The organism is Frondihabitans sp. OV104 (assembly GCF_057787745.1).
In genome coordinates this window covers 3,022,527-3,036,941 of the sequence record NZ_CM173541.1, presented here as the reverse complement: position 1 = coordinate 3,036,941, position 14,415 = coordinate 3,022,527, and the positions used below count along the sequence as shown (strand labels likewise).

The following is a 14,415-nucleotide window of genomic DNA, read 5'->3' as shown; positions in this document are numbered from 1 at the left end:
AGGCATGAACCCGCAGCACGCAGCTCTCGACGACGCGGCCCGACGCGGAGCAGTCCGCAGCCGCGACGCGCGCTTCGACGGCTTCTTCTACACGGCGGTCCTGAGCACCGGCATCTACTGCCGGCCGAGCTGCCCGGCGCGCACGCCCAAAGACGAGAACATGGTCTTCCACCCGTCTGCGGCCTCGGCGCAGGCGGCCGGGTTCCGCGCCTGCAAGCGCTGCCGGCCGGACGCGGTGCCGGGCTCGCCCGAGTGGAACGTGCGCTCCGACACGGTGGCGAGGGCGATGCGGCTGATCGCGGACGGACTCATCGACCGGCAGGGAGTTCCTGCGCTCGCATCGACCCTGGGCTACAGCGTCAGGCAGGTGGAGCGGCTGCTGCTCGACGAGCTCGGCGCCGGCCCGCTCGCCCTCGCCCAGGCGCAGCGTGCGCAGTCGGCCCGGACCCTCCTCGAGTCGACCGACCTGCCGATGAGCGACATCGCCTTCGCCACGGGGTTCTCGTCGATCCGGGCCTTCAACGACGTCGTGCGCGCCACCTACGCGTCGACCCCGAGCGAGCTCCGCGCCAGCGCGGGTCAGGAAGCCTCCGCACCGCGCTCGGGCGTCGTGTCGCTGCGCCTGTCGTTCCGTCAGCCGCTCGACCCGTCGAACCTCATCGGCCACCTCGTGGCGACCGGCGTGCCCGGCGTCGAGGAGTTCCGAGACGGCGCCTACCGCTCCACCCTCCGCCTCCCCCGCGGCTGGGGCATCGTGTCGATCCGAAGGCCCGTGGGCACGGCCTTCCCCGTGACCCTGCGACTCAGCGACGTCCGCGATCTGTCGGCGGCGGTCAGCCGCGTGCGCCGCCTGCTCGACCTCGACGCCGATCCCGAGGCGGTGATGGCCGCGCTCGCCGCCGACGAGCACCTCCGCCCGCTCGTCGAGCTCGCGCCCGGCCGCCGGGTGCCGCGCTACCTCGATCCCGAGGCGATGGCGCTCCGTGCCGTGCTGGGCCAGCAGGTCTCGACCGCCGCGGCCCGCACCCACGCGCAGCGCCTCGTCGCGCGGTTCGGCGAGCCGATCGACGACCCGGACGGCGGACTCACGCACCTGTTCCCGACCGCCGAGGCGCTCGTCTCCTCGACCGATCTCGAGGGCGCCCTGGGCATGCCGGAGTCGCGCAAGCGCACGTTCCGCGGAATGGCCACAGCGCTGGCCTCCGGCGCCGTCCGCCTCGACGCCGGAGCCGACTGGGCCGAGGCCCGAGCCTCGCTCGCGGCCCTCCCCGGCATCGGCCCCTGGACCATCGAGACCATCGCGATGCGCGCCCTGGGCGACCCCGACGCGTTCGTCGGGAGCGACCTCGGGGTGAAGAAGGCGGCGCAGGAACTCGGCCTCCCGTCGACCGGCCCCGCCCTCGAGGCCGCCTCGCGCGCGTGGTCCCCCTGGCGGGCCTACGTCGTGCAGTACCTCTGGGCCCTCAGCCCGCACGCCGTCAACTCCATCCCGACGCACGACGTCGTCCTCGACCCCTCGGAGAAGCTCGCATGACCACCACCTGGACCGAGATCGACTCCCCTATTGGAGCCCTCACGCTGATCGCGACCGACGACGCCCTCCGGGCCCTCTACATGGTCGACCACCGTCACGCCCCCTCCGTCGAGACCTACGGCGATCGGGTGGCGGCCGGCAACGGCGTCTTCGCGGCCGCGACCGAGCAGCTCGGCGAGTACTTCGACGGCGATCGGCGCGAGTTCGACATGCCGACGGCCCCGGTCGGCACCGACTTCCAGCTCGCCGTCTGGCACCAGCTGCGGCAGATCCCGTACGGCCAGACCTGGACGTACGGGCGGATCGCCGAGCGCCTCGGCAACGCGAGGGCCGTGCGGGCGGTGGGCCTCGCCAACGGGCGCAACCCGCTGAGCATCGTCGTCCCGTGCCACCGCGTGATCGGCGCCAACGGGGCGATGACCGGGTTCGGCGGCGGGATCGAGCGCAAGGAGTACCTGCTCGGGCTCGAGAAGGCCGTGCCCGCAGCGCAGCCGGTGCTGTTCGCCTGAGGTGCGGACGCCCGACCCGGCGTAGCGTTAAGGGGATGGCCGACGACCAGCAGACTCCGCCCACCCGGCGCCCCACTCCGGTGCGCCGAGACGAGGTCGTGCGCGAGACCGCGAAGCGCGACCCCTCGCTCGCGGCGGCCCGCTACCGTCTGGAACGCGACATCCCCGCCGAGCAGCGCCGCGCGCCGACCGCCGACGAGCTCCGCTCGATCGCGAAGACCGCTCTCGACCGCGCCATCGACGCCGGCGAGTTCGACAACTCGCCGCTCGCCGGCAAGCCGCTCCCCGGCCTCTCGTCGACCCACGATCCCGACTGGTGGATCAAGGCCAAGATCGAGCGCGAGGGCCTCTCGGGCGTGGCGCCCCCGGCGCTGTCGCTCCGCACCGAGAACGAGCAGCTCGACGGGCTCCTCGACACGATGGGCACCGAGGCGTCGGTGCGCGCGACGATCGCCGACTTCAACGCCCGGATCGTCGAGGCCCGCCGCCAGCTGACGGGCGGGCCGCCGGTGGTCACGCCGCTGCGGGAGCCCGACGCCGAAGTGCGACGGTGGCAGGAACGCCGGAGCCGCCGCCGCGCCGAAGCCGCAGCCGCGTCGGAGGCCGTCGCGGCGGCGCCACGGCCTTCGTGGCGCGAGCGGCGTCGTGCGGCACGGCGGGCGCGCGAGCAGTAGGCGTCGACGGGGCGGGGCCTGCGGCGGTGGTGGGGTCGCCGTTCCTCCGCCCCGCGGTCTATGCCCCGGCGTTCTTTGCCGGCGTGCCTTGGGTCTGCGGCACCACCTCGTCGGCGGCGTCCTCCTCGTCTCGCTGGGACGAGACCCCGTCTCGCCACTTGCCGCGCGCGACGTAGGTGACCATGACGTTGATGACGGCGATGGTCGGCACGGCGAACAGGGCGCCGGGGATGCCGGCGACGTACGAGCCTCCGGCCACGGCGAACACGACGGCCAGCGGGTGCACCTTGACCGCATTGCCCATGACGAGCGGCTGGAGCACGTGGGCCTCGAGGAGGTGCACGAGGATCACGCCGCCGAGCATGATGAGCGCCTGGAGCGGGCCGATGAAGAGGAGGGCGATCACCACGGCGAAGGCGCCCGAGACGATGGCTCCGACGACCGGGATGAAGGAGGCGAGGAAGACCAGCACGCCGATCGGCACGGCCAGGGGCAGGCCGAGGAAGAACGCGAAGAGCCCGACGCCGAGGCCGTCGACCGCAGCCACGAAGATCTGCACGCGGACGAACGTGGTGAGGGTGATCCAGCCGGAGTGGCCGGCACCGTCGACCGCGGCACGCGCGCGACGCGGGAAGAGGCGGGTGACCCAGCGCCACACGCCGTCGCCGTCGATCAGCATGAAGATGGTGGCGAAGATGGTCAGCAGGCCGTCGGCGACGAAGTGGCCGGCGCCCAGGCCGAACGCGGCGACGCCCGAGAGCAGGCTCTTCGAGCTGTCCTGGATGGCGCCGGTGGCGCTGTCGATGACCGAGTTGTAATCCTTGCTGGTGAGGTTGAAGGGCGGCCCGGCGAGGAAGTCCTTCACGACGTTGAAGCGCGAGACGGATTCCTTCTCGAGCGCCGGCAGACCGGCGCGCACCTGGAGCACCACGAGCAGGATCAGGCCGCCGAACACGACGATCGCCGCCAGCAGCGTCACCACGATGGCCAGCCACTTGGGCCAGCGGTGCGTCTCGAGGAGCTTGACCAGCGGCTGCAGCAGCGCCGAGATCAGGAGCGCGATCAGGAACGGCACCACGATCTCCTTGAGCTCGGAGATCAGGAGCCCGCCGACGGCCAGGCAGGCGATCAGGACGAGAATCCGCCATCCCCACGCGCCGGCGATCTTCATGCCTCGGCTGACGGTGTCGTCGGCGTGGAAGATCGGGGTGGGAGTCAAGTCGGAGTCGTGCCGCGAGGAGCCGGGGAGTTTCATGAGCGAATTCTGCTCGTCTTTCTAGCCGTGTGTCAGGAGGCGGTCGGTGTGCCGCTGACGATCAGACGTGCACACACCGCAAAACGTCACGGAATCAGCCCTGAGCGCCGCCTGTCCCACCCGAAGTCGCGCCTGTTCCGCCAGAGCCGGAGCCGGAGCCGGCGCTGTCGCTCGAACTCGACGTCGTGCCGAGCTCGGACGCCGGCGGGGCCGTGAGGGTGTCTCCGCCGTACTCGGCGTCGAGCGACTGCAGGATCGGCTTCGCGATCAGGAACTTCAGGTTGTAGCCGTAGACGCCGTTGATGTACGTGTCGTAGAAGCCGGCCGAACCCGAGACGTTGCCGACCCAGGTGGCGGTCGCGACCTTCGTCGTCGACGTGACCAGCCAGTTCTGCTCGGCGTTGTCGTTCGTGCCGGTCTTGGCCAGCATGTCGACGCCGTCGCCCGGGTTCGCGAGCGAGCCGGTGCCGCCCGCCTTCAAGACCGTCTGCAGGGCGTACGAGACGCCGGCGGCGACGTCGGAGGACATGCCCTGCGTGCAGGTCGTCGGAGTCGCCGCGATCGCGCCGTCCGGGCCGGTGATGCTGTCGATGGCGACGGGCGTGCAGACCACGCCGCCGTTGGCGATGCCGGCGTAGGCGACGGCCATCGTCAGAGGCGCGATCGTGTTGGTGCCGAGGATCGCCGACGGGACGACGCTGAGCGAGCCGCCGGTGGTCGCCGTGTGGACGTCCATGGCCTTGGCGGCGTCGATGATGTCGCAGAGGTCGAGCTGCGTGCCCATGTCGGCGTAGGCCGTGTTGATGGACTCCTGCGTCGCGGTCAGGACCGACATCGACGACGGGACGCTCTCGGCGTTCGCCACGGGCCACGTTCCGGCGCCGAGATTCGTGCAGCTCGCGGTGAACTGCGCGAACGAGAAGTCGTGGGTTCCTGTCGTGACGTAGTCCGACAGCGTGTGCCCGGCCTCGAGCCAGGCGGCCAGCGTGAACGCCTTGAACGACGAGCCGGTCTGGAAGCCCGTGGAGCCGCCGTACGCCTGGTCGGTGTTGTAGTTGACCGCAGTGGAGCCCGCCGCCGCCTGGTCGCTCTGCGTGTAGTCGGTGTTCTGCACCATCGTCAGGATCCGGCCCGAGCCGGGCTCGACCGAGACGTTCGAGGCCCCGACGTTCAGCCCGGAGACCGTCGTCGGCATGTAGGCGCTGAGCGAGGCCTGCGCGGTGCGCTGCTGGGCCAGGTTGAGGGTCGTGTAGATCTTCAACCCGCCCTCGTTGAGGCTCTGCAGGCGGGCGTCCGCGGTGGAGCCGAAGGCGGTGTCGTTCTTGATGACGTTCGTGACGTAGTCGCAGAAGTAGCCGGCGTCGTACTTCACGGCCGCCGCGCACCCGTTGGTCGATGCGGTGATGTGGGGCGCGATCACGCTGGCCTTCGCCGCCGTGAGCTCCGCCTTCGTGATCTTGCCGTGCACGTACATGCGCTGGAGCACGTAGTCGCGACGCACCTTCGTCAGGGCGTAGTGGTCTGCAGACCCGTTGGAGGCGTTCGCCGGCTCGTCGATGCGGAGGTTCGACGGGTTGTTCAGGATGGCGACGAGCGTCGCCGACTGCGCGACGTTCAGGGCCGACGCCGAGACGCCGAAGTAGTACTCGGCGGCGGCCTGGATGCCGTAGATGTTGCCGCCGAAGCCGACGATGTTGAGGTAGCCGGTGAGGATCTCCGACTTCGAGTACTTCTTCTCGACGGTGATGGCGTAGCGCATCTCGCGGAGCTTGCGCTGCGGGGTCACGGCGGTGACGTCCTCGTAGCACTTCTCGGCCTTGGCGGCGTCGGTGTTCTCGGTCGCGCAGCGCTCGACGAGCACGTTCTTCACGTACTGCTGCGTGATCGACGAGCCGCCCTGCACGTCGCCGCCGAGCGTGGTCGCGAGGATGCCGCGGATCGTGCCCTGGAGGTCGATCGCTCCCTCGTCGTAGAAGCGCGGGTCCTCCGCGGCGACAGCGGCGTCCTTGACGTTCTGCGAGATCTGGTCGGCCGTCACGTCGGTGCGGTTCTCCGTGTAGAACGACGCGATCTTGACCTCTTTCGAGCCGTCCTTCGCGTAGACGCTGGTGGCCTGGGCGGGCGGGGTGATCGCGAGGTAGCCGGGCAGCGAGTCGAACGCCGTCACACCGGTCGTGACGGTGTTCGACACGACGACGAGGGCGGGGACGGCCAGGACGGCGACGAGCAGGCCGGCGACGACGGCGAGGCCCGAGAAGCCGGTGAGCGCGCGGAGAGCGCGGGGAGACGAAGACGTGGGAGCAGTCACGCTCGACGGTAAGGACGTGTCGCAATGAGGAAGCTGGGGTGGGCCCCGCTCGCGGCGATCTCATCAGGAATCCCCAGCGGATGCTCGTGGTCGAAGGCACGAAACATCCGCCCGCTAGGGTCGGAGCATGATCCTGCAGCCCGGCGCCGGCCCGATCCCCGCCTCGGCCTACCTGCCTGCCTCCGCCGCCAACACGCTGTGGGGCCGCCTGCCCTGCGGCGCCGACGAGGCCGTCCTGACGGTCGCGCCCGGCACCGAGGTGACGATCGACACGCTGAGCCACGAGGGGATCCTCGAAGACCAGGGCCTCGACCCCATCGGCTTCTTCGCCGAGCACGGAGTGCCCGCCTCCGACGTCCTGACCGACGCCGTCGAGATCGCCGCGTCGACGGGCCGGCGCGACCCCGCCGTCGACGGGCCGCACGTCGTCACCGGGCCGATCGGCGTCGAGGGTGCCGAGCCCGGCGACCTCCTCACGATGACCCTGATCACCGCCACCCCCCGCGTGCCGTACGGCGTCATCTCGAACCGCCACGGCCGCGGCGCTCTGCCCGACGAGCTCCCCCGCGGCGGCCTCAACGTCTCGGTGTTCGCGCGGGCGACCGACGACGGCTTCGGCACGATGCCCCGCACGGCCGGCGCCGAGCACACGGTCCGGTTCCCGCTCCGGCCCTTCCTCGGCATCATGGGCGTAGCGGTCGCAGGAACTTCCCGCCCCCACTCCGTCCCGCCCGGCACCCACGGCGGCAACATCGACATCAACCTCCTCGTCGAGGGCACGTCGCTCCACCTGCCCGTCCAGGTGCCCGGCGCCCTCGCCTACGTCGGCGACCCGCACTTCGCGCAGGGCGACGGCGAGGTGGCCCTCACCGCCATGGAGGCGTCCCTGCGTGTGACGGTCCGGCTCGACCTGGTGAAGAAGGCGGACGCGATCGCCGCGTTCGGCGAGATCGCCGGTCCGCTGGCCGAGACTCCCGAGTTCCTGGTGCCGACCGGAATGGACGACGACCTCGACGTCGCGGTGCAGAACTGCGTGCGCGCGGCCCTGTCGCTCCTGAAGGCGCGCTTCGGAATGGACGAGGCGCTCGCCTACGCGTACTTGTCGGCGGCGACCGACTTCAACATCTCCCAGGTCGTCGACCTGGTCAAGGGCGTCCACGCCAGGATCCGGGTGAGTGATTTTGACAACTGAGCCGACACGCAGAACTGAGCCGTCACGCAGAACTGAGCCGACCACCGTGCAGGGCGAGCTCCCCGACGGGCTGCTCGAGGCCTTCGACGCGTATGAGGCGGCCCTCGCCGCCAACGACCAGGAGGCGCTCTCCGACGCGTTCGAGAACGACCCCGACGCGCTCCGTGCCGACGCCGGAGGACTCCTGCGCGGCCATGACGCCATCACGGGGTTCCGTGCGCGTCGGTCGGCCGTGCCGCTGCGCCGCATCGTCGAGCTGCACGTCCGGGTCGTCGACCCCTCGAACGTCGTCGTGGTGTCGGTCAACGCACCCGCCGCCGGAGGCCGCGGCGTCGTCACCCAGCTCTGGCGCCGCTCCTGGCACGACCACGCGTGGCGCATCGCCACGGCGCAGGTGCAGGCCCCCTCTCCCATCTTCGACACCAGGATCTGGCGCGTCGTCGGCGCACCCCTCGTCGCCGGCGCCGACGAGGGGTCGCTGCTCGGCGAGACAGTCGCCGTCAAAGACCTTTTCGCCGTCGCGGGCGTGCGCATCGGCGCCGGCGTGCCCGCGTACCTCGAGGGCCAGGCCGATCAGCAGTTCAACTCTCCTGCCGTCCAGGCGCTGCTCGACGACGGAGCCTCCCTCATCGGGATCGCCCAGACCGACGAGTTCGCGTACAGCATCGCCGGCCGCAACTCCGCATACGGCACTCCGCCGAACGGCGTGGTGCCGGGCGCCATCTCGGGCGGCTCGACGAGCGGGCCCGCCTCGGCGGTGGCGCTCGGGCACGCCAGCATCGGGCTCGGCACCGACACCGGCGGGAGCATCCGGGTTCCTGCGTCGTATCAGGGCCTGTGGGGTCTGCGGACCTCGCACGGCGCCGTGCGCAAGACCGACGTGCTGCCCCTCGCTCCGACGTTCGACACCGTCGGCTGGCTGACGCGCGACGCCGGGCTGCTGGGGCGGGCCGCCGCCGCGACGCTGACCGGCGTCTCGGCCGGAGCCGCCGTGCTGCAGCGCGACGTGGAGCCGCGCTTCGTCGTCGACCCGCGCCTGCTCTCGTCGGTCACGCCCGACGTGCGCGAGGCGTTCTGGGCCGTGCTCCCGGCTCTCGGGCTGGAGCCCGAGGAGGTCGAGCTCGGCGACATCGCACACCTGTACGAGCTGTTCCGCATCGTGCAGGCCGCCGAGGCGTGGAAGTCGCACGGCGACTGGATCACGGCGAACCCGGGGTCGCTCGCGCCCGACGTCGAGTCGCGCTTCCACTTCGGCCGCAGCGTCACAGCCTCTCAGGAGGCCGACGCGCGCGCCGACCTCGCGCAGCAGCGGGAGCAGCTCGACCAGGTGCTGGACGGGCGGATCCTGCTGCTTCCGAGCGCCGCGTCGGCGGCGCCGTCGTTGTCCTCCACGCCCGCCGAGTTCGACGTGCTGCGCTCGCAGACGCTCGGACTCACCTGCATCGCCGGCATCGGCGGCTACCCCGCCGTGAGCGCGCCCCTGATGACCGTGCCCGGCGGACCCGTCGGCCTGTGCCTCGTCGGCCCGCGCGGTACCGACCTCGCGCTGGTCGCTCTCGCCGCCGGTCTGGCCTGACGCCCCGGGCGCTCCCTCCACGGCGCCGCCCCGCCGCGTTCCCGTGCGTGCCGGCGGGCGAGATGGCCCTCGGCGTCGCGTTGCCCGCCGCGAGGCGCCGGCGAGGGCCATCTCGCACCCCGCCCGCCTGCTCGCTCACCGAAACGTTTACCCGCGTGAAACAGTTGTTCCGTAGACTGGCCTGGTGAAACAGCCCTTCCAGTCGATCAACCCGCCCGCCCGCCTCCTGATGGGCCCCGGCCCGATCAATGCCGACCCGCGCGTGCTGCGCGCCATGTCGGCCCAGCTCGTCGGCCAGTACGACCCGTGGATGACGTCCGCGATGGACGAGACGCAGGCCCTCTATCGCGAGGTCTTCCAGACGCGGAACGAGCAGACCCTGATCGTCGACGGCACGTCGCGCGCCGGCATCGAGGCGGCGCTCGTGTCGCTGATCGAGCCCGGCGACCGGGTGCTCGTGCCGATCTTCGGCCGCTTCGGCCACCTGCTGCGAGAGATCGCCGAGCGCTGCGGCGCCGAGGTGCACGTCATCGAGGTGCCGTGGGGCGAGGTCTTCCCGCTGTCGGCCATCGCCGAGGCGCTCGAGACGGTGAAGCCGAAGCTGCTCGCCGTCGTGCACGGCGACACGTCGACGACCGTCGCCCAGCCGCTGGAGGGCATCGGCGAGCTGTGCGAGAAGCACGGCGTGCTGTTCTACACCGACGTCACGGCGTCGCTCGCCGGCAACACCTTCCGCACCGACGAGCTCGGCCTCGACGCGGTGACCGCCGGCCTGCAGAAGTGCCTCGGCGGACCCTCCGGCTCGGCCCCCGTCACGTTCTCCGCGAAGGCCGTCGACGTCATCACTGCGCGCAAGTCGATCGAGGCGGGCATCCGCACCGACGGCGACGCCGTGAGCGCCCACCCGATCCGCTCGAACTACTTCGATCTCGCGATGATCTTCGACTACTGGGGCCCCCAGCGCCTCAACCACCACACCGAGGCCACCTCGATGCTCTACGGCGCTCGCGAGTGCGCACGCCTCCTCGTCGACGAGGGCATCGACAACGCCGTGGCGCGCCACGCGCTGCACGGCTCGGCCATGCTCGCCGGTCTCCAGGGGCTCGGCCTCGAGGTGTTCGGCGACCTGGAGCACCGCATGAACAACGTCACCGCGGTCGTGATCCCCGACGGGATCGACGGCGACGCGGCCCGCGCGGCCATGCTGAACGATTTCGGCATCGAGATCGGCACCTCGTTCGGCCCCCTGCACGGCAAGGTGTGGCGCGTCGGCACCATGGGCTACAACGCCCGGAAGGACACCGTGCTCACGACGCTCAGCGCGCTGGAGTCGGTCCTGCGCCGCGGGGGCGTCTCGATCACGGCCGGCGGCGGTGTCGGGGCGGCCTACGACGTCTACGCCGACGGGGGTGCCGTGTGATCGACGCGAAGACGATCCTGAACCGCTGCGACGTGCTGGCCAACCAGTCGTCGACGCGCACCGGCATCGAGCGCGTCTACCTCTCGCCCGAGCACGCCGCCGTCAACCTGCAGGCCGGCCACTGGATGCAGGAGGCCGGCATGACCACGTGGATGGACGCCGCCGGCAACCAGCGCGGCCGCCTCGAGGGCGCCACCCCGGGCCTGCCGACGCTGCTCCTCGGCTCGCACCTCGACACCGTTCCGAACGCCGGCCGCTTCGACGGGATCCTCGGCGTCATGCTCGCCATCGCCGTCGTCGACCGCCTCCGCGAGAGCGACGCGACGCTCCCGTTCGCGATCGACGTGCTCGCATTCGGCGACGAGGAGGGCACCCGATTCGGCACCGCGCTGCTCGGCTCCCGCGCCGTCGCCGGCACCTGGGACGACCAGTGGTGGACGCTCGCCGACAAGAGCGGAACCACCCTCCGCGAGGCGTTCGTCGAGTTCGGCCTCGACCCGGCGAAGGTCGGCGACGCCGCGTACCGCTCGGGTGACGTCGTCGGCTATCTCGAAGCGCACATCGAGCAGGGCCCCTACCTCGAAGAGGCCGACCTGCCCCTGGCCGTCGTCTCGTCGATCGCCGGCGCCCGCCGCTTCGCCCTCACCATGACGGGCGAGGCCGGCCACGCCGGGGGAGTCCCGTTCCACCGCCGCCACGATGCGCTCGCCGGCGCCTCCGAGGTCGTGCTCGCCGTCGAGCAGCTGGCCCGTGAGGCGGGCGCCATCGCCACCGTCGGCCGCCTGCAGGCGTTCCCCGGCGGGGTCAACGTGATCCCCGGCCGCGTCGAGTTCAGCCTCGACCTCCGGGCCGAGACCGACGACGTGCGCGACGCCGTGTGGGCGCAGATCCAGGACGTCGCGGCCGAGATCTGCACCCGGCGCGGGCTGGCCTTCGCCGACGAGCAGACGCACGGCGCCCCCGCCGTCGTGGCCGCGCCCCACCTGCGAGACGTCATCCGCGCGGGGATCACCGCGACGACCGGCGAGCCCGACCCGATGGTGCTCTTCTCGAAGGCCGGGCACGACGCCATGGCGGTGGCCGACCTCACCGACTGGGCGATGCTCTTCATCCGCAACGGCAGAGGCGGCATCAGCCATCACCCCGACGAGACGGTGACCGAGGCGGACGTCGCTGCAGCGCTCGACGCGTTCGAGGCGGCGGTCAGGGCGTACGCGGCGACGTACGCGGCGTGATGACGGAGGGGCCCCGAGTTCCTGCGCCCGGTTCTGACGACATCGAGGGCCGGATCCGCGAGGCCTACGCCGAGCTGACAGCCCGCGAGCGGGTGGCCGCCGACTTCATGCTCGAGCACGTGGCCGACCTCGCCGTGTTCTCGGCCACCGAGATCGCCGACAGCAGCGGGGTCTCGAAGGCGACGGTGTCCCGCCTCTTCAGGAGCCTCGGCTATGCCGACGCGCAGGAACTCCGCGACCAGGCCAGAGCCCTCCGCGGACGGGGCGTGCCCGTCGCCACCGGCCCCACCGGCGACCTGGCGGAGCACCTCCGCAGCGAGCAGGCCGCCCTCGAGCGCATGGTGGCCGGGCTCGCCGACGGGCGCCTGGAGACCGCCGCCGGCATGATCGCCGCCGCGCGCGAGGTCGTCGTCGCCGGCTTCCGCAACAGCTACCCGGTCGCCCTGCACCTTCGGCAGCAGCTCGCTCAGGCGAGGCCCCGCGTGCGCGTCGCTCCGGCGCCGGGCCAGTCGGTGGGCGAGGAGCTCGCCGGGCTCGACGCCCGTGACGTCGTCGTGCTCGTCGGGTTCCGGCGGCGTCCGGCGGGGTTCGCCGCCGTGGTCGCGGCGCTGCAGTCGCGCGGGGTGCCGCTGGTGGTGCTCGCCGACCCGGCGTTGCGCCTGCCGGTGACGCCCGACACCGTCGTGCTGCCCTGCCCGGTCGACGGCATCTCGGCCTTCGACTCGTACGCGGCGCCGATGAGCCTCGCGAACCTGCTCGCCGCCGCGGTGCTCGGTGCCGATTCTCGCGCTGGGCGTACCCGTGTCGCGGCCATCACGGCGCTGTACGACGAGCTCGGCGAGCTGGAGTAGCGCCGCGCCCGGCTGCTGGAAGGCGGCTACGCCGGCCGCATCACGAGCCGCCCGCCGGCGTCCACGACGCCGCGCTGCCACACCGCCTCGACCGAGCCGCGCAGCTCGCTGCCGTCGAACGCGCTCACGGGGTTCTTGTGGGCGAGGCGCGCGGCATCGACGGTGAAGGCCGCGTCGGGGTCGAAGGCGACGAGGTCGGCCTGGGTGCCGACGGCGATGCGGCCGCGGTCGGAGAGCCCGACGAGGTCGGAGGTGGCGGTCGACATCCAGCGGACCACCGACTCGAGCGGGATCCCGCGGGCGGCGGCGCCGGTCCAGACGGCGCGGAAGCTGAGCTCCAGGCCCGAGATGCCGCCCCAGGCGAGGTCGAAGTCGCCGTCGCCCGCGAACTTCAGCGCCGCGGTCGAGGGGGAGTGGTCGCTGGCGACGAGGTCGACGGTGCCGTCCACGAGGGCCTCCCACAGGGCGTCCTGGTTGGCGGCGTCGCGGATCGGCGGGCAGCACTTGTACTGGGTGCCGCCGTCGGGGATGTGCTCCTCGTCGAACGACAGGTAGTGGGGGCAGGTCTCGACGGTGAGGCGCAGGCCCTCGGCCTTGGCCGCGCGGATGGCGGGCAGAGCGGCCGCCGACGACAGGTGCAGAATATGCGCCCGGCCGCCTGTGCGCCGGACCGCGTCGATCACGTGGTCGATCGCCGACTGCTCGCTCGAGTCGGGCCGCGACCGGACGAACGCGGAGTACGACGCGCCCTCGGGGGCGGGGGAGTGCTCGAGGGTGTCCGGGTCTTCGGCGTGCACGATGAGGAGGCCGTCGAACGCGGCGATCTCTTCCATCGCGGCGTGCAGCTGCTCGGTCGACAGGTGCGGGAACTCGTCCACGCCCGACGGCGACAGGAACGCCTTGAAGCCGAAGGCCCCGGCGTCGTGCACCGGACGGAGGGCGCCGAGCGACGACGGGATCGCGCCGCCCCAGAAGCCGACGTCGACACGGGCCTGGGGCTCGGCAGCCGCGCGCTTGAGGTCGAGGGCCTCGACGGTGGTCGTCGGCGGGATGCTGTTCAGCGGCATGTCGACGATCGTCGTCACGCCTCCGCGAAGCGCCGCCGTCGTGGCCGAGGCGAAGCCCTCCCAGTCGGTGCGGCCGGGCTCGTTGACGTGCACGTGGCTGTCGACGATTCCGGGGATCAGCACCTGCCCCTCGGGAAGCGTGCGGTCTTCCAGGGCCGTCAGCACGGTGTCGATGTCGTCGATCGCCGTGATCAGCCCGCCGGTGACGCTCACCGCGGCGGGCCGGAACGCCCCCTCGACGAGGACTCGAGAAGCACGGACGACGAGGTCGACGGGAGACTCTGTGGGGGCCATTCGCCCATTTTAGAGAGTTTTACCGGCCCGAAATGCCCGGAGTCTCGGGGCGAAACACGCGAATGCAAGCGTGTTCACCATGGAGAGGACTGTCGCCGCGACGGGCCGACGTGTCCGAAGAGCATGGTCTACGGGCCGGGTGGGGCCGGGCTCTTCGCGGAGGCGCTGGCGGCAGTGGGATCGGCGGTGGTCGGTGTGGCCGTCGCCACTTCGGCGGTCGCGCACGCAGAGCGCCGGTCGCTCTTGGCTCGACTCGCCAATGCGAAGATGCAGTGGCTTCCTTACACCGACGCGACAGCCACGTTCCACGCCGAGCTCATGGAGGTCACACACCCCCACGCGCCCGGCAAGGCGCGCTCCCGCGACCTGATGATCGCCGCGACCGCGTACGAGCTCGGGGCGTCGTTGGCGACTCTCAACCCAGGCGACTTCCGCCATGTCGAGCACCTGGTGCCGATCGTGGTGCCGCCGCGTCGCTCGGCCTGACGGCGCACGGCCGC

The 14,415-nt window shown here is 71.9% G+C and carries 12 protein-coding genes; 9 read left to right on the top strand and 3 right to left on the bottom strand.

Annotated elements, in window-relative coordinates; genetic code table 11:
• Positions 1–4 precede the first annotated feature (4 nt).
• From AC3CBB_RS14225 to AC3CBB_RS14215, 3 genes are read left to right on the top strand one after another with little or no spacing between them, the layout of a single operon-like run.
• Entirely contained in the window at positions 5–1,534 is a 1,530-nt protein-coding gene (locus tag AC3CBB_RS14225; RefSeq protein ID WP_488625101.1) for an AlkA N-terminal domain-containing protein, read from the top strand.
• Positions 1,531–2,043 carry a methylated-DNA--[protein]-cysteine S-methyltransferase gene (locus AC3CBB_RS14220; protein ID WP_488625100.1) on the top strand — a complete coding sequence of 171 codons (513 nt, stop codon included), beginning with the start codon at positions 1,531–1,533 and terminating at the stop codon, positions 2,041–2,043. Before AC3CBB_RS14225 ends, AC3CBB_RS14220 begins: the two co-directional genes overlap by 4 nt.
• 35 nt (positions 2,044–2,078) lie before the next feature.
• The gene (locus AC3CBB_RS14215; RefSeq protein ID WP_488625099.1) at positions 2,079–2,717 is read left to right on the top strand and encodes a DnaJ family domain-containing protein; all 639 of its coding nucleotides are present in this window, start codon (positions 2,079–2,081) and stop codon (positions 2,715–2,717) included.
• Between the two features lie 58 nt (positions 2,718–2,775).
• Here the strand turns inward: AC3CBB_RS14215 and AC3CBB_RS14210 are convergent, their stop codons facing one another.
• Positions 2,776–3,972: an AI-2E family transporter gene (locus tag AC3CBB_RS14210; protein WP_488625098.1), complete on the bottom strand. Its 1,197-nt coding sequence runs from the start codon at positions 3,970–3,972 to the stop codon at positions 2,776–2,778.
• 94 nt (positions 3,973–4,066) lie between these two features.
• Positions 4,067–6,280 (bottom strand): transglycosylase domain-containing protein, encoded by a 2,214-nt coding sequence (locus AC3CBB_RS14205; RefSeq protein ID WP_488625097.1) that lies wholly within the window; start codon positions 6,278–6,280, stop codon positions 4,067–4,069.
• A gap of 127 nt (positions 6,281–6,407) precedes the next feature.
• On the opposite strand from AC3CBB_RS14205, the gene AC3CBB_RS14200 reads away from it, so the two are divergent.
• The 5 genes from AC3CBB_RS14200 to AC3CBB_RS14180 all read left to right on the top strand — a co-directional run bounded on the left by AC3CBB_RS14200 (position 6,408) and on the right by AC3CBB_RS14180 (position 12,554).
• Positions 6,408–7,472 (top strand): acetamidase/formamidase family protein, encoded by a 1,065-nt coding sequence (locus AC3CBB_RS14200; RefSeq protein WP_488625096.1) that lies wholly within the window; start codon positions 6,408–6,410, stop codon positions 7,470–7,472.
• Between the two features lie 46 nt (positions 7,473–7,518).
• Positions 7,519–9,048 (top strand): AtzH-like domain-containing protein, encoded by a 1,530-nt coding sequence (locus AC3CBB_RS14195; RefSeq protein WP_488625095.1) that lies wholly within the window; start codon positions 7,519–7,521, stop codon positions 9,046–9,048.
• A gap of 184 nt (positions 9,049–9,232) precedes the next feature.
• A complete protein-coding gene (locus AC3CBB_RS14190) occupies positions 9,233–10,468 on the top strand; it encodes a pyridoxal-phosphate-dependent aminotransferase family protein (protein WP_488625094.1) in 1,236 nt (411 codons plus the stop codon).
• Complete coding sequence (locus AC3CBB_RS14185; protein WP_488625093.1) at positions 10,465–11,703, top strand: allantoate amidohydrolase; 1,239 nt, start codon at positions 10,465–10,467, stop codon at positions 11,701–11,703. Before AC3CBB_RS14190 ends, AC3CBB_RS14185 begins: the two co-directional genes overlap by 4 nt.
• Positions 11,703–12,554 carry a MurR/RpiR family transcriptional regulator gene (locus tag AC3CBB_RS14180; RefSeq protein ID WP_123505846.1) on the top strand — a complete coding sequence of 284 codons (852 nt, stop codon included), beginning with the start codon at positions 11,703–11,705 and terminating at the stop codon, positions 12,552–12,554. Before AC3CBB_RS14185 ends, AC3CBB_RS14180 begins: the two co-directional genes overlap by 1 nt.
• Positions 12,555–12,580: 26 nt before the next feature.
• On the opposite strand, the gene allB is transcribed toward AC3CBB_RS14180, so the two are convergent.
• Positions 12,581–13,915, bottom strand: a complete 1,335-nt coding sequence (allB, locus tag AC3CBB_RS14175) for an allantoinase AllB (protein ID WP_488625092.1) — start codon at positions 13,913–13,915, stop codon at positions 12,581–12,583.
• Positions 13,916–14,182: 267 nt separating this feature from the next.
• Between allB and AC3CBB_RS14170 the strand changes: the two genes are divergently transcribed.
• Positions 14,183–14,401: a PIN domain-containing protein gene (locus AC3CBB_RS14170; RefSeq protein WP_488625091.1), complete on the top strand. Its 219-nt coding sequence runs from the start codon at positions 14,183–14,185 to the stop codon at positions 14,399–14,401.
• The last annotated feature ends 14 nt before the right edge of the window (positions 14,402–14,415 follow it).

Coding starts and splice junctions, on each gene's coding strand:
- AC3CBB_RS14225 (WP_488625101.1), top strand. CDS start 5: ATGAACCCGCAGCACGCAGCTCTCGACGACGCGGCCCGACGCGGAGCA.
- AC3CBB_RS14220 (WP_488625100.1), top strand. CDS start 1,531: ATGACCACCACCTGGACCGAGATCGACTCCCCTATTGGAGCCCTCACG.
- AC3CBB_RS14215 (WP_488625099.1), top strand. CDS start 2,079: ATGGCCGACGACCAGCAGACTCCGCCCACCCGGCGCCCCACTCCGGTG.
- AC3CBB_RS14210 (WP_488625098.1), bottom strand. CDS start 3,972: ATGAAACTCCCCGGCTCCTCGCGGCACGACTCCGACTTGACTCCCACC.
- AC3CBB_RS14200 (WP_488625096.1), top strand. CDS start 6,408: ATGATCCTGCAGCCCGGCGCCGGCCCGATCCCCGCCTCGGCCTACCTG.
- AC3CBB_RS14180 (WP_123505846.1), top strand. CDS start 11,703: ATGACGGAGGGGCCCCGAGTTCCTGCGCCCGGTTCTGACGACATCGAG.
- allB (WP_488625092.1), bottom strand. CDS start 13,915: ATGGCCCCCACAGAGTCTCCCGTCGACCTCGTCGTCCGTGCTTCTCGA.
- AC3CBB_RS14170 (WP_488625091.1), top strand. CDS start 14,183: ATGCAGTGGCTTCCTTACACCGACGCGACAGCCACGTTCCACGCCGAG.